The organism is Microbacterium xanthum, from assembly GCF_034531355.1.
In the GTDB taxonomy this organism is placed as follows: domain Bacteria; phylum Actinomycetota; class Actinomycetes; order Actinomycetales; family Microbacteriaceae; genus Microbacterium; species Microbacterium xanthum.
The window spans coordinates 634271-655268 of the sequence record NZ_JAWHUE010000001.1; the positions used below are offsets into that span (position 1 = coordinate 634271).

Below are 20998 nucleotides of genomic sequence, written 5' to 3' on the forward strand. Positions count from 1 at the left end.
GGCCGAGCCTAGGCGGTCGCGGGCCGCGCCTGGCCGGACGGCCGGGGCTCGGTCGCCGATCCGGACGCGGGGGCGGCGTCGGGCTCGGCCGCGGTCGAGGCAGCGACACCCACCGCGGGCTGACGCACGGGGACATCCACCGGGGGCAGCTGCGAGACGGGGCGCTCCTCGCTCGAGAGCCACTGCGGGCGCGGCGGCAGCTTCTTCACGTCGCGGAAGATCTCCGCAAGCTCCAGGTGGTCCAGCGTCTCCTTCTCGAGGAGGGCCAGGGCGAGCTTGTCGAGGACTTCGCGGTTGTCGTTGATGACCTGGTAGGCCTCATTGTGCGCCTGCTCGATCAGACCGCGAACCTGCTGGTCGACGCGCTCGGCGATGCGCTCGCTGAAGTCGCGGCCGTGCCCCATGTCGCGGCCCATGAACACCTCGCCGGAGGACTGGCCGAGCTTGACCGGCCCGACCTCCATGGTCATGCCGTACTCGGTGACCATCTTGCGGGCGATGCCGGTGGCCTTCTCGATGTCATTGGAGGCACCCGTGGTCGGGTCGTGGAAGACGATCTCCTCCGCGACGCGGCCGCCCATCGCGTAGGTGAGCTGGTCCTGCAGCTCGTTGCGCGTGACCGAGTACTTGTCGTCGACGGGCAGGACCATCGTGTAGCCGAGGGCCTTGCCGCGCGGCAGGATCGTCACCTTCGTGACCGGGTCGGTGTTGTTCATCGCCGCCGCCGCGAGGGCGTGACCACCCTCGTGGTACGCGGTGATGAGCTTCTCCTTGTCCTTCATCACGCGGGTGCGGCGCTGCGGCCCCGCCAGCACGCGGTCGATGGCCTCGTCCAGTGCGCGGTTGTCGATGAGCTGCGCGTTGGAGCGAGCCGTGAGCAGTGCGGCTTCGTTCAGCACGTTCGCGAGGTCGGCACCGGTGAAGCCGGGGGTCTTCCGGGCGACGACTTCGAGATCCACCCCGTCGGCGAGCGGCTTGCCGCGCCCGTGCACCTCGAGGATGCGCTGGCGACCCTTGAGGTCGGGGGCGTCGACGCCGATCTGCCGGTCGAAGCGGCCCGGACGCAGCAGTGCGGGGTCGAGGATGTCGGGCCGGTTGGTGGCGGCGATGACGATGACGTTGACCTTGGGGTCGAAGCCGTCCATCTCGACGAGCATCTGGTTCAGCGTCTGCTCGCGCTCGTCGTGCCCGCCGCCCATGCCGGCGCCGCGATGGCGCCCGACCGCGTCGATCTCGTCGATGAAGATGATCGCGGGCGAGCTCTCCTTGGCCTGGTTGAAGAGGTCGCGCACACGGCTCGCGCCGACGCCGACGAACATCTCGACGAAGTCGGAGCCCGAGATCGAGTAGAAGGGAACACCGGCTTCACCGGCCACGGCGCGCGCCAGCAGTGTCTTTCCGGTGCCGGGAGGGCCGTACAGCAGCACGCCCTTCGGGATGCGGGCGCCGACCGCCTGGAACTTGGCGGCATCCTTCAGGAATTCCTTGATCTCATCGAGCTCTTCGATGGCCTCGTCGGAGCCGGCGACGTCCTGGAAGGTGACCGTGGGGGTCTCCTTCGTGACCATCTTCGCGCGGGACTTGCCGAACTGCATGACCTTGCTGCCGCCGCCCTGCGCCGACGAGAGCAGGAACCAGAACAGGAGTCCCAGCAGCAGCAGCGGGATCATGAGGGACAGGAACCCGTCGAACCACGACGGCTGGGGTACGACGTCGTTGAAGCCGTCGCTCGGCGCGGCCGCGTCGATGGCCTGGACCACCTCGTCGGCCCGGGCGTCGACGTAGTAGAACTGCACCTCGGTCGCGCCGTCGTACGCCTCCGACAGCGTCAGGTCGACACGCTGGTCACCGTCGGTGTTGGTCACCTCGGTGACCGTTCCGCCACCCAGCAGCTCGAGTCCCTCTTGCGTGGAGACCTGCTTGGCCCCGCCCAGACTCGAGATCAGTGAGAACCCGACGATCAGCAGCACGCCGATCAACACGATGTAGAAGAGCGGGTTCCGGGTGATCTTCTTGATGTTCATGGTGCGGGCGCGGCCCGATCCCTTTCGTCGGCGGCCGTCCGGGGCGGGCATGACGCCGCCTCAGCGGTCCGAACAGGCTATCGCGGGCCGCCTATGCCCCGTCTGTGCATTCGCCCACGGCGGAATCGTCCGCCGCCGCCTCCTCAGGCGTAGACGTGCGGGGCGAGCACCGCGACATCTCGCAGGTTGCGGTAGCGCTCGGCATAGTCGAGGCCGTAGCCGACGACGAAATCGTTCTGGATGTCGAAGCCGACGTACTTGCAGCGCACCTCGACCTTGGCCGCGTCGGGCTTGCGCAGCAGCGAGAAGATCTCGATCGAGGCCGCGCCGCGCGAGGCGAAGTTCTCCAGAAGCCAGTGCAGGGTCAGTCCGGAGTCGATGATGTCTTCGACGATCAGCACGTGCTTGTCGTGCAGATCGGTGTCGAGGTCCTTCCGGATCTGCACGACGCCGCTGGACTTGGTCGACGTGCCGTACGAGGAGACCGCCATCCAATCCATCGGGGCATGCATCGGCAGCGCCCGCGCGAAGTCGGCCATCACCATGACCGCTCCCTTGAGGACACCGACCAGCAGCAGGTCCTTGCCCTCGTAGTCGGCGGCGACCTGGGCGGCGACCTCGCGCAGCTTCTCCTGGATCTGCTCCTCCGTGACGAGGATGTCGGTCAGGTCATCGCTGATCTCTGCGGCGCGCATGCTCCGAGTCTAAGAGTTCGCCGATGTCACTTCTTCCGATCGCGCGCCGCGACCCAGGCGATGCTCCACAGGGTCGCGTAGGCGTGGGCCGCCTCCGACGTGGGCGCGAAGGCCGCCACGGGCTTGCGCTCGGATCCCATGCGCTCGACGACGACGGTCGACGGGACCACCACCTTGCACATGTCCGGCTCGGAGGACGGCAGCTCTTCCATCGCCGACCGGTGCGCTCCCTTACGACGGTCGACCATCGACAGGAAGGAGACGATCTTGGCCGGCTTCGCCTCTGCGGCGATGACGTCGCGCACCTGCTGCAGCGACCGCGCCGACAGGGGTGCCGGCACCACCGGCAGCACGACGAGGTCGGCGGCGCGGATGACGTTCTGCGCGAGGAGGGATGCCCCCGGCGGGCAGTCGAGGATCACGACGTCGTAGTCGTCGGCGAGGGGACCGAGAGCCTTCTGGATGCGGCGGGTGGAGTGCTTTGCGGCGTCGAGGGCGAGTTCGAGGTCGCGGTAGCTGTCGTCACCGGGCAGCACGTCCAGGTCCTGGTAGTCGGTCTCCCGGACGGCCCGTGTGATCTTCCCGCCTCCGCCGACGATCGCTTCCGCGCCGCCTTTGAGCTTCGGCTTGACCTCGAGGAGGTAGGTCGCGGCGCCCTGCGGGTCGAGGTCCCACAGCAGCACCCGCTGGTCCTTCGCTGCTTCATAGGCGAGGTTCACCGCCGTCGTGGACTTGCCCACTCCGCCTTTGACGCTGTACACCGCGATGACCTTCACGAGCGCCACCCTAGCCATGGGAGGGTTCCCACGACAGCGTGAAGCGCCGGGTGTCGCTCACACCGCGGTGAATTCGATCCGCCCACCGACTCGTCGGGCGCGGCACCCCGGAAGATCGATCGGGCCCTGACCGGACCAGTCGGTGACCAGTCGCGCCACCTCCAGGGTCTGCACGCGGGTCAGGCTCGCCCCGAACTCGCTGGCCACCACCAGACGGATCACGCGATGCCGAAGCGCCGCAGGATTGGCCGCGAGCGCCGACGCGGACACCGAGATCCCGGCTTCCGCGTGCTCGACGATGTCTTCGATCGTCTCGTGGATCATCTCGTCGAACGCTTCCGCATCCTCGCGCGACTGCTCGGCGGTGCGGGCCAGCGCCTCGGCCACACCGGGACCGAGTTCGCGCTCGAGAACAGGGAGGACCGTGTTGCGGGTGCGCACGCGGGCGAAGCGGGGATCGGCGTTGTGCGGGTCGTCCCACGGCTCAAGCCGCTCGGCCGCGCACGCCGCGCGGGTCGTCGAGCGCCGCAGGGCCAGCAGAGGGCGCACGAGGGGAATGCCGTCGAGGTCGGCGACCGCGGCCATCCCCTGCAGGCTGGTGGCGCCGGATCCGCGCGCCAGGCCCAGCAGCACCGTCTCCGCCTGATCATCGAGGGTGTGACCGACCAGGATCGCCTGCGCGCCGAGCTCACCGGCCACCGCGCGCAGCGCGCGGTACCGTGCCGTCCGTGCGGCGGCCTCCAGCCCGCCGACGCCGTCGACCTCCACCGCGACCGTTCGCGACCCGAGTCCGAGGGCCTCCGCCGCCTGGGCCGCTCCTCGCGCGACCTCGGCCGAGGTCTCCTGCAACCCGTGATCGACGACGACCGCCGTCGCGGCCGCACCCGAGTCCCGCGTCTCGAACGCCACGGCGGCGGCGAGCGCGAGCGAGTCCGCCCCGCCGGACACGGCCACCACGAGGGGGCCGGGGGAGCTCAGGCGTGCCAACGAGGAACGAACGGCGCGGCGCACGTCGGCAACGGCGGGATCGAGGCTCGGTCGGTGCGACATGCCGCCACGGTACCGCCCGCCCCACCGTCGCCGCCTCGCGGCGACCCGGCTCGCGGCTAGGCTGGTCGCGCATCCGCACGTCTTCAAAAGGAGCACCAGCATGGGCGCTTACGACGCCGTCATCGAAATCCCCCGTGGCAGTCGCATCAAGTACGAGGTCGACCACGGCACGGGCCGCGTCTACCTCGACCGCATCCTCTACACCCCGATGGGATATCCCTCGAACTACGGGTTCTTCGAGAACACCCTCGGCGAGGACGGCGACCCCCTCGACGTGCTCGTGCTCCTCGACCACGAGATCGCCCCCGGCGTGCTGGTCAAGGCCCGCCCGGTCGGCGTGCTGAAGATGAGCGACGAGGCCGGCGGTGACGACAAGGTCGTCGCCGTGGTCGCCAAGGACCCGCGCTGGGAACACATCCAGGACGTCGCGGACATCCCGGAATGGACCCAGAAGGAGATCGGCCACTTCTTCGAGCACTACAAGGACCTCGAGCCCGGCAAGTGGGTCAAGGTCGACCAGTGGGCCGGCGCCGCCGAGGCCGAGCGCCTCGTCGACGAAGCGTTCGCTCGCTTCGCCGAGCACGAGGGCGAGACCCGCACGCAGGGTGAGGGCGAAGCGCCCAGCTCTCGCTGACGAACACGGAGACCACATGGCGCGACGCGGCGCGGTGCGACGACGCATCGCCGTGGTGAGCGACGCGATCGCGTCGCGCCTGTGGCCCGTGCCGCTCATCGCGGTGATCGGGGCCGTCGTGATCGGCCTCGCGCTGCCCGAACTCGACCGCGCCGTCGACCCGTCGCTCTCCGACGCGGTCGCGGCGTTCGTCTTCTCGGGCGGAACCGACGCGGCGCGCGCCGTGCTGTCGGCGATCGCCGGTTCGCTCATCACGGCCACGTCCCTGACCTTCTCGCTGACGGTCGTGGCCCTTCAGCTGGCCAGCAGTCAGGCCTCTCCCCGACTGCTGCGCATGTTCGCCTCCGACTCGATGGTGCAGGGGACCCTCGCGGTCTTCCTCGGCACCTTCGCCTACGCACTCACCGTGCTGCGCACCGTGGAGAACGCCACCGACGCGGCAGATGCCTTCGTTCCGCGCATCGCGGTGACCGTCGCGTCGGTGCTCACCCTCGTAAGCGTGGTCGTCCTCACGTTCTTCCTCGCACACCTGGCCCGCCAGCTCCGGGTCGAGACGATGATGCGAGACGTGCACCGGGAGGCGGCGCAGACGATCGCGATCATCGCCGACGCGCATCCCGGCGAGCCCTCTTCCGCACCTGTCGAGCCCGAGCCCGCCCACACCGTGTTCGCCGTGCGATCCGGATTCCTCACCGGGGTGGATCGTGCCGGACTGGTCGAGACGGCCCGCGAGCACGGGATCGTGGTGCGCGAGCTGCGGCCGGTGGGCGCCAGCGTGATCGCCGGCACACCGCTTGCCCGGTGGTGGCATCCGGGCGAGCCCGGCGGCTCCGGGCGCACGGATGAGCGCATCGCCCACGACACCGCCGGCTGCTTCACGACCGCATACGAGCGCACTCCGGCCCAGGACGTCGGGTTCGGCCTGCGCCAACTCACCGACGTGGCCTGTCGCGCCCTCTCGCCGGGGGTGAACGATCCGACCACCGCGATCCACGCGCTCAGCCACATCTCCGCCCTCCTGTGCGACCTCGCCGGGCGGCCGCAGCGTCCCGCAGCGTATGCGTCGACGGACGGCGTCGCCCGCCTCATCCCGGTCGGCGACGATTTCGCGGAGCTCGTGGACGTCGCGCTGTCCTCCATCCGGCGTGATGCCGTGGGCTCACCCGACGTGCAGGCACGCCTGATCGGTGTCATCGACGACGTCGCCTGGCACGCCGGACGCCGTGATCAGCGCGAAGGCCTTGCCGCCCAGCTCGAGCGCATCGACGCGTCGGTGGCGGCATCCGATCTCGACGAGACCGACCGTGCCGCATTGACGACACTGATCCGCGAGGCGCGATCGACCATCCGCCGCCGGTGACGACGGGCGTGCGTGCCGACGGCGTCAGACGCCGATGCCCCGCGCCGACATGAAGCTGATGGGGTTCACCGGCGACCCGTTGACGTAGGTCTCGAAGTGAAGGTGGCAGCCGAAGGAGTTTCCGGTGTTGCCTTCTGCGGCGATCGCCTGGCCGGCGCTGACCCGCTGCCCGTAGCTCACCCAGATGCCGCCCGAGCGGATATGTGCGTAGCCGGTGCCGATGCCGCCGCCGTGGTCGATCTTGATGTAGTTGCCGTACCCGCCGTTGTAGCCGGCATAGACGACCGTGCCCGCGGACGCGGCGTAGATGGCCGAACCGCAGCCCGCGGCGAGGTCGACGCCGGCATGGAAGCTCGACGAGCAGTAGCTCGGGCCGCACTGGGACGTGCGCCAGCCGTAACCCGAGGTGCGCCACCCGGAGGACGGCCGGGCCCACCCGGATCCGCCGACGGAGCCTCCGCCGCTCGAGCTCCCGCTCGACCCGCTGGAACTGCCCCCCGAACTCCCGCCGGAGTTCTGCGCCTCCTGTTCACGGCGCTTGCGCTCCGCTTCGGCCTCCGCCGCCAGTCGGGCCGCTTCCTCTCGGGCGCGACGCTCGGCTTCCTCGCGGCGGCGACGCTCTTCCTCGACGCCGGCCTTGTAGTCGGCGATCGTCTGCGCCGTCTCGTCCTCGAGGGCGGCGAGCTGAGCCTGCAGGGTGGTCAGGTTCGACTCCTGGGCCGCGAGGGCGGCCTGGGCCGCCTCGGCCTTCTGCTGCGCCTCGACCATCTTCTCTTCGGCGATCTTCTGCAGGCGATCGCGCTCCTCGCGGGCGACCTCCGCCTGGTCGGAGAGGCTCTGCGCGGCGTCGCGAGCGGTGACCGCCTCGCTGTACACGGTCTGGTTGCGCTCGAGCAGCTTGTCCATCGTGCCCAGACGCGACAGCAGGTCATCCGCCGAGGCCGCCGAGCCGGAGAAGAAGAGCTCGAGCGAGGTGTCGTCGCCCCCGTTGCGGTACAGCTGAGCCGCGACACGTCCCGCCTTGTTCGCGGCCTCGTCCGCCGCGGCGGCCTGCTCATCGGCCTGCGCCTGCAGTTCATCGGCCTTGAAGGAGGCCTCGAAGAACGCCTGCTGCGCTTCATAGAACTCGTTAGAGGCCGCTTCCGCCTCGGCCTGCGTGCGCGCCACCTCGGCTTCGAGACTCGAGATGAGGTTCCGGATCTTGGTGACCTCCGCGGCCTTGGCCGCCTCGTTCGCCTTCGCCGCCTCGACCTCGTCCCACGACGGGTATCCCTCGATCGCGATGGCCCCGGGCGAGTACGCCAGCGATGAGAACGTCAGAAACCCGAGTGCGCCGAGTGCGCCGATGCCGAGCACCGAACGCCGGTTCACGGAAGGCCAGAGACGCTTCTTCTCGGCTTCGGTGGGCGCGCAGCCGCAATCGACGTCGCTCTGCTGGGCGTCCACGGATCCTCCTGACGGGGGCGGTCAACGCTGATCACAGTAGCAACACGAGTCACAACCGCAACAGACCCGACGTGGTTTTCCGCCGGTTCCACCCTGCGCTCGATGCACTCAGCTCCGGGTGCGGCGCGCCGCCGATCCGGCGATCGTCACCTCGATTGGCGTTTCTGCGAAATGTCTCTTATGCTTGAGCGTCGGTAAGCGTGAGCACCGGGTCGCAAGATCAGGGGTTCATTCGGCCCCATCGTTTAGCGGCCTAGGACGCCGCCCTTTCACGGCGGTAGCACGGGTTCGAATCCCGTTGGGGTCACTTTTCCGACACAATTTAATAAGCATGGCCCTGTAGCGCAGTTGGTTAGCGTGCCGCCCTGTCACGGCGGAGGTCGCGGGTTCAAGTCCCGTCAGGGTCGCTCCAAGCGACGGGCCTTCTTTCGAGGAGGCCTTTCGTCTAGGACGCGGCAGACATGCCGCGCGGCTCTGTAGCTCAGTTGGTAGAGCGCACGACTGAAAATCGTGAGGTCACGGGATCGACGCCCGTCGGAGCCACAAGGACCGTCGTTACAACGGTCCCAGAAACCCTCGCCTAGCTTCTACATGGCGGGGGTTTTGCTTTTCCCTGGTGGGGCGACCACGCCCCCGCCCGTCCCCGGCCCGCACGGGGCCGGCGCTACGCCTTCAGGTCGGGGAAGTCGCTCTCGTGGAACTCCCGCTCGCCACGCGCACCTCCACGCCGTTCCTCCCGCTCGCGCAGCTCGACACGGCGGATCTTGCCCGAGATGGTCTTCGGTAGCTCCCCGAACTCCACCCGCCGTACGCGCATATAGGGCGGCATGTGCTCACGTGCGTGGGCGAGGATGCTGCGAGCGGTCGCCGCATCCGGCTCGGCGGCGCCGGCGAGGTGCACGTAGGCCTTCACGACGTTCAGACGCACCGCGTCCGGGGCGCCGATGACACCGGCCTCGGCCACCGCGGGATGCTGCAGGAGGATCGACTCCACCTCGAACGGCGAGACCTTGAAGTCGCTGGCTTTGAAGACGTCATCGGTGCGCCCGATGAACGTGAGGGCACCATCGGCGCTGCGCACCGCGACGTCGCCGGTGTGGAAGCGCCCGCCCTCCTCCACCGTCGCCGTGCGCTCGGGGTCGCCTGCGTATCCGGTCATGAGGTTGAGGGGGCGCCGCGGCTCGAGCGGAAGACAGATCTCGCCCTCCTCACCGATCTCCCCACTGACGGGATCGCGCAGTTCCACCTCGACACCGGGCAAGGCGCGCCCCATCGAACCGGGCGCGAAGGCGGTCCCCGGGGTGTTGCCGATGACCGCGGTCAGCTCCGTCTGGCCGTAGCCGTCGCGGATGTCCAGGCCCCACCATCTCCGGATGGTGTCGATGACCTCGGGGTTCAACGGCTCCCCGGCCGACAGCAGCTCCCGCAGGGCGCGCGGCTTGGTCTCCAGGTCGGCCTGGATCAGCATGCGCCACACCGTCGGCGGGGCGCAGAAGGTGGTCACGCCGGCACGGTCGAGCTGGCGCACCAGGGCGACCGGGTCGAAACGGGGCGAGTTGTAGACGACGACGGTCGCCTCCGCGAGCCACGGCGCGAAGAACAGGCTCCATGCGTGCTTGCCCCAGCCGGGGGCGCTGATCGTCATGTGCACGTCGCCGGGGCGCACGCCGATCCAGTACATCGTCGACAGGTGCCCGACGGGGTAGGAGACGTGGGAGTGCTCCACCATCTTCGGGCGCGACGTCGTGCCCGACGTGAAGTAGACGATCGCCGGGTCGCCCGAAGAGACGACCACGCCGGGCGCGGTGTCGTCGGCATCCCCCGCGTCGGCGAACGTGTTCCACCCGGGACGGGGACCGCCGACGATGATCCGCACGAGGTCGCGACCGAGGCCGTCGAACTTCGACGCGTCGTCCGCGTCGGCGATCACGGCGCGCACGTCGGCTCGCTCCAGGCGCTCGGCCAGGTCCTCGGCCGACAGGACGACCGAGGTGGGGAGGATGACGGCACCGATCTTCATGACCGCGAGCATCGCCTCCCAGAGCTCGACCCGGTTGTCCAGCATCAGCATCACGGCGTCGCCGCGCTGGAGCCCGAGACCGCGAAGCCAGTTCCCGACGCGGTCGGATGCGCGGCGCAGCTCGTCGAAGGTCCGCGCTTGCTCGGATCCGTCGTGCTCGATCACCCGCAGCGCAACGGCGTCATTGCCCTCGGCGATGGCATCGAACCAGTCCACCGCCCAGTTGAAACGGTCTCCGACATCCGGCCAGGAGAAGGCGGAATGCGCCGTCTCCGGCGTGTGCGCGTGCGCCAGGAGGAGGTCACGCGCATCACGAAGAGCGCGGCCGGCGGGGGTCTGGGGCATGGGATCTCCTCGAGAGTGTCGCCCGGCATCCCGAGCATCGGCCGCCCAGTCTAGGAGGGTCTCCCCGGCAAGCGAGACCCCGCGGACGAGTCCGGAGCCGGCGTCCCGGGGATGTGTGAGGCTGAATCCATGGCGGACTCACTCGACGAGGAGGAACTGCGGCGGCTGCGCGCTCGCGCCTACGGCCCGGCCGCGGACATCCACGACGACCCGGCTGCACTGCAACGTCTGCGCGAACTCGAATCGCCTGTTCCCGTGCCTCCCCCACCCGCGGCACCGGCGGGCTCGGATGCGGCGGACGACCCGCCCGCGTCGGCCGCACCGGATCCGGCGCCGCTGAAGACCAGCGGACCGGATGACCACGAGGACCGGGTCGAGGTTCATCCCGCGCGACGACCGTGGCTGGTTCCGGCCATCTGGGCGGCGTCGGTCGCCGTCGCCGCCCTGGTCGCGGCGACGGCGGCGCTCGCGATCGCCCCGCCCGCACCCCCGTTCGACACCGGCGCCGCCGAACAGGTGGTCGCGCTGCCGCCCGATCCCGACTTCGCCTGGCCGGAGATGTTCGGCGGTCGGCAATACGGTGCGCAAGGCTTCGAGGACCATCTGGGGCTCACCCCGATCGTGGTGGACGAGTCGTGGATGGGTCGCGGTGGCGAAGACGGTTGCCTCATGCTCATCCACACCGACGCGCTCAACGATGACAACCCCGCGTACAGCCCGTGGTTCACGGGCTGCGGTGCCGGACCCATCCCGTCGACCGTGGCCGTCGAGGTGGACGGGACCTTCCCCGACCCGTTCGCGACGGCCTACGACGGCCGCACCGTGCAGTTCGTGCACGACGACGACCTCATCCGGGTGTACGTATACGACGCGGAGTGACCGGCCGCCTCAGCGGTCTCGACCGCGCTTGCGCACAGCGTCGGGCGCACCGGGTCGCGGGCGGGCCTTCGCCTTCCGGCTGGGCGGTGGGTGCGAGGGGATCGCGATCGGCTTGGCGCGGGGATCACGTCGCGAGGAATCGTCGGCGCTCACAGGGGGAACGCTCCGTACCGGCGCGCGAACTCGTTCTCGAGGTCCTCCTCGAAGAGGTCTGCTTGATCGGGGTATTCGTCGATCGAGTCGTCCACATCGTCTCCTTCGTCACCTGTGCGGCTGGCTGGAAGTTCGAGTCAGCGTTGTGACGAATCTCCCACGCCGGCCTCCGCGTGAAGGGGGGTTGCGTGCCGAGGTGTTCTGATGCAGTCCCCGCCGTGGCGGGGGAACAGCATCGGTCGGATGATGGGGAGTATGGCGTTCCTGCTCCGTCCTCCGCGTCCGGCCGATGCCGCACCGTTGGCGGCGCTGCACGTCGAGACATGGCGCCAGACCTATGCCGGTCTCATGCCCGCCGAGACGTTCGGCGCCGACATGCTGCGCTCGCGGCGGCGCCTGTGGGACCGCGCACTGAACGACCCTCGTGCCGACATGCGCATCCGCCTGGCCGAGGCGGGCGGTCAGCTGATCGGATTCGCGTGGTCCGGTGACGCGGTCGGGAACACCGGAACGCGACCGCCGCGGGACCTGCAGTTGTACGCACTCTATGTCGACGCCCTGCACCATGGCGGGGGTGCCGGACAGGCCCTGCTGAATGCGGTGCTCGGCGACGAACCTGCCGTGCTCTGGGTGGCGAAAGAGAACTCCCGCGCGGTCGCGTTCTATCGGCGTAACGGCTTCGTCCCCGATGGGACCGAACAGGTCGAGCCGACGGCGCCGGATGTCACCGACATCCGCATGGTGCGCTGAGCACCCGCGCGCGCACGTCGGCACGGTGCGCCGGCAGAGCGTGCAGGTCGGCAGGGTGCGCTGAGAATTCGCGCAAGAGCGACCCGCGATCGCGCCCGTTCCGCCACAGTGGACAGATGGCAGACCCGCAACGCCGGCCGGTGATCTCAGCCCGCGACGTCCACAAGTCCTACGGGCGCGGCGGCACACGGTTCGAGGCTCTGCGCGGCGTCAGCCTCGACATCCATGCCGGGGAGAGCGTGGCGGTGGTGGGCAAGAGCGGCTCGGGCAAGTCGACCCTCATGCACGTGCTCGCCCTCATGGACGCGCCCACCTCGGGGAAGGTGCTGCTGGACGGTGCGGATACCGCGACCCTCCGCGGCCGGGGGTTGAACCGCGCGAGGAACACGACCTTCGGATTCGTGTTCCAGCAGTTCTTCCTCACCCCGAACACGACCGTCCTCGACAACGTGACCCTGCCGTTGAAGATCGCCGGCATCGGCGCGCGAGAGCGTCGCCGCCGCGGCATGGCTGCTCTGGCGCAACTCGAGCTCGACGACAAGGCGCGCAATCGCGCGACCGACCTTTCCGGTGGACAGAAGCAGCGCGCGGTGATCGCCCGCGCCCTGGTCAACGAGCCGCGCATCATCTTCGCCGACGAGCCCACCGGCAACCTCGACTCGACCACGGGCGGGGTGGTGGAAGACATCCTGTTCGATCTGAACCGACGCCACGGGATCACGCTGATCCTCGTCACGCACGACGACGAACTCGCGGCCCGATGCGACCGGCGACTGCAAATCAAGGACGGGGTCTTCGTCGAAGCCGAGGGGGCCGCGTGAAGGCCCCGACCCTCATCTCCACCGCGGTCCAGAACTCCTTCCGCTCGAAGACCCGCACGCTGCTGACCGTGCTGGCCGTCTTCATCGGAGCGTTCACCCTCACCGTCACCAATGGCCTGGGAACCGGGGTCGGCCGCTTCATCGACGACACGGTCGCCGCCATCGGGGCAGACGGCGTGCTGACGGCGACCAAGACCAGCGAGAACGCCGTCTCCGGCTTCAGCGACGAGCCGGTCGAATACGACCCCGACGTCGTGGACACGACCGTGCCCGGTGCTCCCGACGGAGCGCCGGGCGCCACCACCGGCGTGGTGGCGATGACCCCCGACGACATCGCCGAACTCGAATCGATCGACGGCGTCGACCGCGTCGAGCCGACCAAGGGCGTCTCGGCCGACTTCATCCGGTTCGGCGACGAGGGAACACCGTACGTGACGGCGGTGGAGAACACCGTGCCCGGCCAAGAACTGCAGATGGCGGCAGGCGTCGAACCGTCGCGCGACTCCGACGACCCCGAAGTGGCGATCCCCGTCTCGCTGGTCGAGCCACTGGGATTCGACGACGTCGACAGCGCGATCGGGCAGACGGTCACCATCGCCGTGACCGACGGCTCTCGGACGCAGTACCTGATGGACGCCACCGTCACCGGCGTGGTCGAAGAGACCTTCAGCGCCGGGACGACGACCATCCCGAACGCCGCCGCCACCGACGAACTCTTCGCGTTGCAGAACACCGGGGTCCCGGAGGAAGACCTCGATCGGTACGCGACGGCGAGCGTCTTCTTCGACCCCGAGGCTACGGACGAGGAGATCGAGGCGCTGAAGGAGCGACTCGAAGAGGCCGGCTATACGGGCCAGTCGATCGCCGACCAATTGGGAGCGTTCGTCGCGGTCATCGACGGGATCGTGCTGATCCTCAACGCGTTCGCCGTCATCGCCCTGATGGCCGCCACTCTGGGCATCGTCAACACGCTGCTGATGTCGGTGCAGGAACGCACCCGCGAGATCGGGCTCATGAAGGCGATGGGAATGGGGTCGGGGCGCGTGTTCGCCCTGTTCAGCTTCGAGGCCATGTTCATCGGGTTCCTCGGCAGCGCGCTGGGAGCTGCCGTGGCCGTCGCCCTGGGCACCGTGGTGAGCACGCAACTGGCTGCGGGGCTGCTCGCCGATCTGCCCGGCCTCGAACTGTTCGCGTTCGATGCCGTCTCCATCGTGCTCACCACGGCCGTGGTGATGTTCATCGCGTTCCTGGCCGGCACCCTTCCCGCGGCCAAGGCGGCCGCCGCAGATCCGGTGGCGAGCCTGCGGTACGAGTGACCGCTACGAGACGGTGACGTCGACCTGCAGCTCGGCGGCGACCGATTCGAGCGCGTCGCGCACGTCCCCGGCATCCCGTCCCGCCGGCATGCGCGCGGTGAAGGTCGCCTCGAACAGGCGTCCACCGGCCATCGCGGCGTCTCGCGTCTCGGTCGAGAGGTGATCGATGCTCAGCCCGTGCGCTTCGAGTGCACCGGAGAGCTCTCGCACGATCCCGGGACTGTCGTTGCCGAGGACGGTGAACGTCAACTCGACACCGGCGCGCTCGGCGGCGTCACGATTCTCGTGGACGGTCACGGTCAGGGCGCCCTCGAGCGCTGCGAGCGCGCCCCGCAGGCCCGCTGCGGCGGCGTCGGGCACGACCACCTCGACGACTCCGGCGAACGTCCCGGCGAGTTCGGCCAGTTCGCTGCGCTCCCAATTGCCGCCGTGGTCGGCGATGGTGCGGGAAACGGACGCGACGAGACCGGCGCGGTCATCGCCGACGATGGTGAGCACGAGCACGGTCACGACCTCGATGCTACCCGCCCGGCCGGGTCCCGTCAGGGTCCATGCGGGCTCTTCGCCGCCGCCGCGATGAGCGCCGTTCACGGGCGCGCACCGCAGGTGTGCCATCATGCGCACCATGGATCCGGCCGACCAGCAGGACACAGCCATCGTGACGTCCCTGCGCGAGCGGGACTTGCCACGCGTGCGCGCACTCCTCGACGCACACGACGCGACGGAGGTGGCGAGCCTGCTCGAGCGGGAAGACGCCGCCGACCGCGCCGTGATGTACCGCCTCCTGCACCGGGACAAGGCGCTCGACGTGTTCGAGCTGCTCGATGCGGGCATGCGCGCGGAACTCTTCCAAGGGTTGCGCGCCGAGGATGTCGCGCAGGTGTTCGAAGACCTCGATCCCGACGATCGTGCGCAACTGGTCGACGAGCTCCCCGCGGGGGTGGCCGGAAAGCTCATGCGGGGGCTGTCGCGCCGGGAGCGCGAACTGACCGCTCCGATCCTCGGCTATCCCAAGAACGCGATCGGCCGCTACATGAGCACCGAATTCGTCCGGCTGCTGCCCCACTTCACGCTCGGTGACGCGCTGACGCACGTCCGTCACCGCGGGGGCGATGCCGAGACGGTGTACATGCTGCCGGTCACCAGCGAGCACCGGCGCGTGATCGGCGTCGTCGGACTGCGGGAACTGATCACCGGGCGCCCCGATCAGCGGGTCGAGGACATCATGGTGGATGCTCGGGTGGTCGCCGCCACCGAGGAGGCCGAGTCCGCCGCCCGACAGGTCGTGGACGCCGGGCTCCTCGCCGCTCCGGTCATCGACAGTGAGGATCGGATCGTCGGAATCGTGACCGTCGACGATGCCGCGCGCATCCTCGAAGAAGCCGAAGACGAGGACGCGGCTCGGCAGGGCGCGTCCGAGCCGCTCGGCCGCCCCTATCTGGCCACGCCCGTCTTCGGAATCGTGAAGTCGCGCGTGGTGTGGCTCCTCGTTCTCGCGGTGTCGGCCCTGCTGACGGTGCAGGTGCTGGATGTCTTCGAAGCCACCCTCGACAAAGTCGTCACCCTGGCGCTGTTCATCCCGCTTCTGACCGGCACCGCCGGCAACACCGGCTCGCAAGCCGCGACCACCGTCACCCGCGCCCTGGCGATGGGCGAGGTGTCCAAACGCGACGTCTTCGCCGTCGCCTGGCGCGAGGTGCGGGTCGGCGCGATCCTGGGCGCCCTGCTGGGGACGCTCGGTTTCATCCTGGCCGGACTGGTGTTCGGGATGCCCTTCGGCATCGTCATCGGCTCGACCCTGCTGCTGATCTGCACCCTCGCGGCGACCGTCGGCGGGTGCATGCCGATGCTCGCCCGCCTCGCCCGCGCCGACCCGGCCGTCTTCAGCACCCCGTTCATCTCGACCTTCTGCGACGCCACGAGCCTCATCATCTACTTCGTCGTCGCGACCTGGGTACTCGGCATCTCCTGACATCCCCGCCGGTCGGGGCATCCGTGATCGGCTCGGCTCCGAACAACTTAAAGCGGGGGAACGTCCCCGGCGGATGAGGGGGCGAGATGTCGTCGACACGTATGCCGTTGCGGGCGTGGCTGTGGAGCGCACTGTCCGGGCTGATCGGCGGAGCGTCGTTCCTCGCCGCGGCGGAGCTGGTCGCCCTCGCGGTCGCGCGGCAGGCCAGTCCGGTGCTCGCGGTGGGCTCGTTCATCGTCGACGTCGTGCCGCAACCGCTCAAGGAGTTCGCGATCGCCACCTTCGGCGAGTACGACAAGATCGTGCTGCTGATCGGCATCGGGGTGGCCGTCGCCGTCGCGGCGGCGATCAGCGGAGTGCTGCAGTACGTGCGGCCACCGCTGGGTGTCGTCGCCTTCGCGATCGCGGGGATCCTCGCCACCGCCGCGACGGTCACCCGCGCCGGGGCGACCGTCCTCAGCGCGCTTCCCCCCGTGGTGGGAACCCTCGTGGGAAGCATCGTTCTCATGCTCGTCGTGAACCGCCTGCGCCGGTGGCTGTCACCGCGCCGGAAGGACGCGCCCGACACGGCGGGGGCCGAGGCGAAGACCGGTGCGGCGCAGGACACCGCCGCGCTGGATCGTCGCGGGTTCTTTCGCATCAGTGCCATCGCCGGGGCATCCGCGGTCGTCGTCGGCGTCGGGGCGCGCGCCCTCAGCGCGGCGACATCCTCGCTCGGCGCGATCCGCGAGGAGCTCACCCTGCCCGCCCCGCGCACCACGGTCACGGTTCCCGAGGGGGCCGAGTTCGACATCGACGGCCTCTCCCCTCTCATCACGCCCAATGCCGACTTCTACCGCGTCGACACCGCCCTCACCGTCCCCTCCGTCGACCCGTCGACCTGGCGCCTGGTCATCGACGGCATGGTCGACGAGCGAGTCGAGCTGACCTTCGACGACCTCATCGGAATGGGCGTCGACGAGTACGCGGTCACCCTCACGTGCGTGTCGAACGAGGTCGGCGGCGGACTCGTCGGCAACGCGGTGTGGTTGGGGGTGCCGATCCGCGATGTGCTGGCACGCGCCGGCGTGCACGATGGCGCCGACATGGTGCTCTCGCGCAGTGTCGACGGCTACACCGCATCCACCCCGCTCGCGTCTCTGACCGATGACGGCCTCGATGCGATCTTCGCGGTCGGGATGAACGGCGAACCGCTGCCCGTCGAGCACGGTTTCCCCGTCCGGATGGTGGTACCGGGCCTGTACGGCTACGTGTCGGCGACCAAATGGGTGACCGAGTTGAAGGTCACCACGTTCGCCGAGGACGAGGCGTACTGGACGCCGCGCGGGTACAGCGCCGAGGCCCCGATCAAGTTCTCCTCGCGGATCGACACCCCGCGCACCGGGACGCCGGTCTCGGCCGGCACCGTCCCGATCGCCGGGATGGCATGGGCCCAGACCGTCGGCATCGAGCGTGTCGAGGTGAGCATCGACGACGGCGACTGGCAGCAGGCGACCGTGTCGACGCCGATCAACGACGACACCTGGGTGCAGTGGTACCTCGAGTGGAAGGCCGAGCCGGGAACCCACTACGTCGCCGTACGCGCCGTCAACGCCGACGGCGAGCTGCAGACCGAAGAGCGCGCACCCATCGCCCCGAACGGTTCATCCGGCTGGCAGCGCGTCCTCGTGACGGTCCAGTAGCCCGCGGCGACGCAGTCCCCGGAGTGTCCGCTAGCCTGTGCGTGGCGCCAGGGGGTGGCGCCAGGGGGATCCGGGGACTGCCATGGGGGCTTCGAACGAGCACGCGCGCAGGGCGTATCGACGACGACGGCGCACGCGCCGCACCACCGTGAGCGCGATCGGCGTGGTCGCGGCGGTGGGTGTCGCCACGGCGGTGACGTGGTCGATGATGACGCTGCCCACCTCGCGCGGTGCCGCCGCTGCACCGTCGAGCCCGCCAGGAACCAGCGCTCCCGCCGCGACGTCGAAACCGCGTCCGATGACTCCCGGCGAGCGGCTCCTCGCCGGCACGAACGATCCGAGGGCCTGCGCGGTGTCGTTCGTCGGCGAGGGGATCGACCTCGCCCCCGCCCTCCAGGCGACGGGGACCCTGTACACCTCGCTGCCGATACCCGTGCGTGAAGGCGCGGTCTTCGCGGGATGGTACGCGTCGGCGAGGGACGCCGCCGACCTCACGGTGGAAGCACGCCTGAACGGTGCAGACATGGTCACGTGCGACGAAAGGGAGAGGACGCTGCACGGCGCGTGGGTCTCTCCAGAACGTCATGCCGCCGAGGACGCGCGCATTCCGATCCTGATGTACCACCAGTTCACGCCCCGACCGGAGGGCGAAGACCACTGGCTCCGCGGCAACTACGCCTACATCGGCGACTTCGACGACCATATGGCCTACATCGCCACCTCTGGCTTCTACCTCCCGACGTGGGACGAGCTGTCGGCGTTCATCGACGGTGAGATCCTTCTGCCGTCGCGCTCGGTGATCGTCACCGACGACGATGCGGACCAGACATGGTTCGACCTGGCCGTTCCGGTCATCGACGCGCACGAAGTGCTTGCGACGTCGTTCATGGTCACCGCGTGGCGCCAAGATCCTCCGCCCAGCCCGTACGTGTTGCGACGCTCACACACCCACGACATGCATCGCGCCGGTGAGAACGGTGATGGTCGGATCGTGAACGAGGGTGTCGACGTGATCGCGGCCGACATGACGACCTCCGCCGACATCCTCGGGGCCGCCGAAGTGATGGCCTACCCGTTCGGTCACCACAACGAGACGGCGAAACAGGGGCTACGCGATGCCGGTTTCGAGATGGCGCGAACGATCGAGCATGGGTACGTGACGGTCGGGACGGACAAACTCGCCCTGCCGACGATTCGGATCGACTACGGCATGGGGCTGGACGCCCTGATCGCCCGCATCGGCTGAGACGCGGCCGACGCATTCCGCGTACGTCATACGCGTTCGGGGTGTCTGCCATACTGCCCGTGTGACGTCTTCGCGTGTCCCCGCCACTCTTCCCGTCGCCACACTGATCCTTCTCGGCCTGAGCGCCTGCACCTTCGGTGATCCCGCTCCCACGCCAACCGAAACCGCCGCGGCGCCCGCCGCACCGGCTCCGACGGCCTCCGCGACGCCGACCGAGACCCCTGCCCCGTCAGCCTCGCCGACGCCGACGCCGACGCCGACGACCTCTCCCTCCGCCCCCGGCGGCGGCTCGGGTGGATCGTCCGGCGGCGGCTCGGGTGGATCGTCCAACGGCTCGGGCGGATCGTCCAGCGGCGGGTCCACGCCGTCCCCGCAACCGCGCCCGACGGCATCGCCCACCACCACCCCCGCACCGAAACCCACACCCACACCCACACCCACCGTTCCCTCGGCCTGCCCGACGGATGCCACGGATCCGGGCATCCCGGTGATGGACTTCGGGTCGATCGCGGAGTACTCGCCGGCCCCGCTCGCGCAGGGCGAGGACTGCACCGGCTTCCGCGCGTTCCTTTCCACCGGCCTTCCGCAGTACGACTCGCAGTCCTTCGAGTTCTTCGGACACCTGGTCGAAGACAGCGGCGACATCAATTCCGTCGCGCTGATGTCCCAGGGCAACACGGTGAGAACGGTGGACCCGGGCCTCGACGTGCCATGGCTGACCGTGGAAGAGGCCGGCCTGATCTACAACCGGCTGTCCCTCGACGAGGGGCCCGCCTTCGGCGGCATCGACGGACTTGCCGACCTGGGAGTGCCGGTGTCGTTGACGTACGACCCGTGGAACATCCACGTCGAAGAAGCCACGCCCGCGAAGCCGACCCAGGTCATCGACATGCGTGTCGTCTCCGGGTCGATCGGTGGGGTCGGCGCCGTCTACGAGCTCACGGTCGGGGTTGAGGTCGACGTGCCGGGCGCGAGCTCGGCGCACTGGGCGGAGCTGTCCGTCACGGCCGAGGACCGCACCGGCATCATCCAGTGGGGATACGGCCCGAACGGGTTCTTCCCGCTGTGGATGTTCGACGGCGAGCCGCTCCCTGCCCACGGCGGCGCGATCCCGACCCTCGACCAGCGCACGCCGATCATGGACACCTACGGCGGGGATATCGGCGCCTACCTCGCCGCGACCCACGACCCGATGGTCGGCCAAGGCTCGCAGTACTACTCCATGCCCCTCGTGGAGGTCCTCGAGTGGTCCATCAGGATCGGGACGTCCTATGTCGCCGGGGGCACGGAGGGGTTGCTGTTCTTCGACAACCTCACGGAGACCTACAACGACTCCGCCCAGTACATCGTGGGCAGTGGATACGAGTGGACCGAGTTCTCCGTGCAATTGCCCGACACCCGGCAGGGCATGCTGATCGCGACGACCGGCCAGGCCGATGTCGGCGAGCTCCACTCCGCGATGATCGGCGGCGCGGGTTCGACCCAGTCGACGAACGGCACCCTCCAACCGACCGCGAACTGGCCGCAGGGGGCGATCGAGATCACCCCGACCGCCGAGACGTGGACCTCGCCTGGCAGCTGCTACGTGTATCACCTGGAATACGACGTGACGCTCGCGGCATCCGGAACACGACCGGCCGCCGACCTCACGTTCCGTGCAGCGGCCGACAACCAGGAACTCGGCGCCCTGAAGCGCTTCGTCTATGAGGGGCTGTTCGAATACGAGGGCACCCTGGACGGCGAGCGGGTCGGCGGATACGCGTGGGGCGAGATCCAGGGCGTGCCGCCGAAGAATGATCCCACGCCGCCGAACTGCGGGTGACGGTCTT

At 69.4% G+C, this 20998-nt stretch carries 18 protein-coding genes and 3 tRNA genes; 13 read left to right on the forward strand and 8 right to left on the reverse strand.

The annotated features are described in order from the left end of the window. Positions 1-8 precede the first annotated feature (8 nt). The 4 genes from ftsH to tilS all read right to left on the reverse strand — a co-directional run bounded on the left by ftsH (position 9) and on the right by tilS (position 4545). Complete coding sequence (ftsH, locus tag RZO50_RS03010) at positions 9-2024, reverse strand: ATP-dependent zinc metalloprotease FtsH (protein WP_322598733.1); 2016 nt, start codon at positions 2022-2024, stop codon at positions 9-11. A 143-nt stretch (positions 2025-2167) separates the two neighbouring features. Next, the gene (hpt, locus tag RZO50_RS03015) at positions 2168-2719 is read right to left on the reverse strand and encodes a hypoxanthine phosphoribosyltransferase (RefSeq protein WP_322598215.1); all 552 of its coding nucleotides are present in this window, start codon (positions 2717-2719) and stop codon (positions 2168-2170) included. 26 nt (positions 2720-2745) lie between these two features. Then, a complete protein-coding gene (locus tag RZO50_RS03020; protein ID WP_322598216.1) occupies positions 2746-3513 on the reverse strand; it encodes a ParA family protein in 768 nt (255 codons plus the stop codon). Between the two features lie 39 nt (positions 3514-3552). Next, entirely contained in the window at positions 3553-4545 is a 993-nt protein-coding gene (gene tilS, locus RZO50_RS03025; protein ID WP_322598217.1) for a tRNA lysidine(34) synthetase TilS, read from the reverse strand. Positions 4546-4645: 100 nt separating this feature from the next. On the opposite strand from tilS, the gene ppa reads away from it, so the two are divergent. Together ppa and RZO50_RS03035 are read left to right on the forward strand one after the other, a co-directional pair. Continuing rightward, complete coding sequence (gene ppa, locus RZO50_RS03030) at positions 4646-5179, forward strand: inorganic diphosphatase (RefSeq protein ID WP_322598218.1); 534 nt, start codon at positions 4646-4648, stop codon at positions 5177-5179. Between the two features lie 16 nt (positions 5180-5195). After that, a complete protein-coding gene (locus RZO50_RS03035) occupies positions 5196-6539 on the forward strand; it encodes a DUF2254 domain-containing protein (RefSeq protein ID WP_322598219.1) in 1344 nt (447 codons plus the stop codon). Between the two features lie 24 nt (positions 6540-6563). On the opposite strand, the gene RZO50_RS03040 is transcribed toward RZO50_RS03035, so the two are convergent. Next, positions 6564-7985 (reverse strand): M23 family metallopeptidase, encoded by a 1422-nt coding sequence (locus tag RZO50_RS03040; RefSeq protein WP_322598220.1) that lies wholly within the window; start codon positions 7983-7985, stop codon positions 6564-6566. A 234-nt stretch (positions 7986-8219) separates the two neighbouring features. Between RZO50_RS03040 and RZO50_RS03045 the strand changes: the two genes are divergently transcribed. From RZO50_RS03045 to RZO50_RS03055, 3 genes are all read left to right on the forward strand, one after another. Then, a tRNA-Glu gene (locus tag RZO50_RS03045) sits at positions 8220-8292 on the forward strand. Positions 8293-8318: 26 nt separating this feature from the next. Next, a tRNA-Asp gene (locus tag RZO50_RS03050) sits at positions 8319-8392 on the forward strand. Between the two features lie 63 nt (positions 8393-8455). Next, positions 8456-8528, forward strand: a tRNA-Phe gene (locus RZO50_RS03055). A gap of 121 nt (positions 8529-8649) precedes the next feature. Here RZO50_RS03055 and RZO50_RS03060 read toward each other — a convergent pair. Further along, positions 8650-10350: an AMP-binding protein gene (locus RZO50_RS03060; RefSeq protein ID WP_322598221.1), complete on the reverse strand. Its 1701-nt coding sequence runs from the start codon at positions 10348-10350 to the stop codon at positions 8650-8652. 129 nt (positions 10351-10479) lie between these two features. Here RZO50_RS03060 and RZO50_RS03065 point away from each other — a divergent pair, with 129 nt between their 5' ends. The 4 genes from RZO50_RS03065 to RZO50_RS03080 all read left to right on the forward strand — a co-directional run bounded on the left by RZO50_RS03065 (position 10480) and on the right by RZO50_RS03080 (position 14269). Continuing rightward, complete coding sequence (locus RZO50_RS03065) at positions 10480-11229, forward strand: hypothetical protein (protein WP_322598222.1); 750 nt, start codon at positions 10480-10482, stop codon at positions 11227-11229. 408 nt (positions 11230-11637) lie between these two features. Next, positions 11638-12132, forward strand: a complete 495-nt coding sequence (locus RZO50_RS03070; RefSeq protein ID WP_322598223.1) for a GNAT family N-acetyltransferase — start codon at positions 11638-11640, stop codon at positions 12130-12132. Positions 12133-12248: 116 nt separating this feature from the next. Continuing rightward, on the forward strand, positions 12249-12953 hold the full coding sequence (locus RZO50_RS03075; RefSeq protein ID WP_322598224.1) for an ABC transporter ATP-binding protein: 705 nt from the start codon (positions 12249-12251) through the stop codon (positions 12951-12953). Continuing rightward, positions 12950-14269, forward strand: a complete 1320-nt coding sequence (locus tag RZO50_RS03080) for an ABC transporter permease (protein ID WP_322598225.1) — start codon at positions 12950-12952, stop codon at positions 14267-14269. The genes RZO50_RS03075 and RZO50_RS03080 overlap by 4 nt, the downstream gene beginning before the upstream one ends. Positions 14270-14272: 3 nt before the next feature. On the opposite strand, the gene RZO50_RS03085 is transcribed toward RZO50_RS03080, so the two are convergent. Next, a complete protein-coding gene (locus RZO50_RS03085; RefSeq protein WP_322598226.1) occupies positions 14273-14779 on the reverse strand; it encodes a glycine cleavage system transcriptional repressor in 507 nt (168 codons plus the stop codon). A gap of 106 nt (positions 14780-14885) precedes the next feature. Here RZO50_RS03085 and mgtE point away from each other — a divergent pair, with 106 nt between their 5' ends. Together mgtE and RZO50_RS03095 are read left to right on the forward strand one after the other, a co-directional pair. After that, the gene (gene mgtE / locus RZO50_RS03090) at positions 14886-16241 is read left to right on the forward strand and encodes a magnesium transporter (protein WP_322598227.1); all 1356 of its coding nucleotides are present in this window, start codon (positions 14886-14888) and stop codon (positions 16239-16241) included. Positions 16242-16327: 86 nt separating this feature from the next. Beyond that, the gene (locus RZO50_RS03095; protein WP_322598228.1) at positions 16328-17923 is read left to right on the forward strand and encodes a molybdopterin-dependent oxidoreductase; all 1596 of its coding nucleotides are present in this window, start codon (positions 16328-16330) and stop codon (positions 17921-17923) included. Positions 17924-17953: 30 nt separating this feature from the next. On the opposite strand, the gene RZO50_RS03100 is transcribed toward RZO50_RS03095, so the two are convergent. Then, positions 17954-18253 carry a hypothetical protein gene (locus tag RZO50_RS03100; RefSeq protein WP_322598229.1) on the reverse strand — a complete coding sequence of 100 codons (300 nt, stop codon included), beginning with the start codon at positions 18251-18253 and terminating at the stop codon, positions 17954-17956. Between the two features lie 22 nt (positions 18254-18275). Here RZO50_RS03100 and RZO50_RS03105 point away from each other — a divergent pair, with 22 nt between their 5' ends. Beyond that, positions 18276-19169 carry a polysaccharide deacetylase family protein gene (locus RZO50_RS03105; protein WP_322598230.1) on the forward strand — a complete coding sequence of 298 codons (894 nt, stop codon included), beginning with the start codon at positions 18276-18278 and terminating at the stop codon, positions 19167-19169. A 61-nt stretch (positions 19170-19230) separates the two neighbouring features. Beyond that, the gene (locus RZO50_RS03110) at positions 19231-20991 is read left to right on the forward strand and encodes a lipocalin family protein (protein WP_322598231.1); all 1761 of its coding nucleotides are present in this window, start codon (positions 19231-19233) and stop codon (positions 20989-20991) included. The last annotated feature ends 7 nt before the right edge of the window (positions 20992-20998 follow it).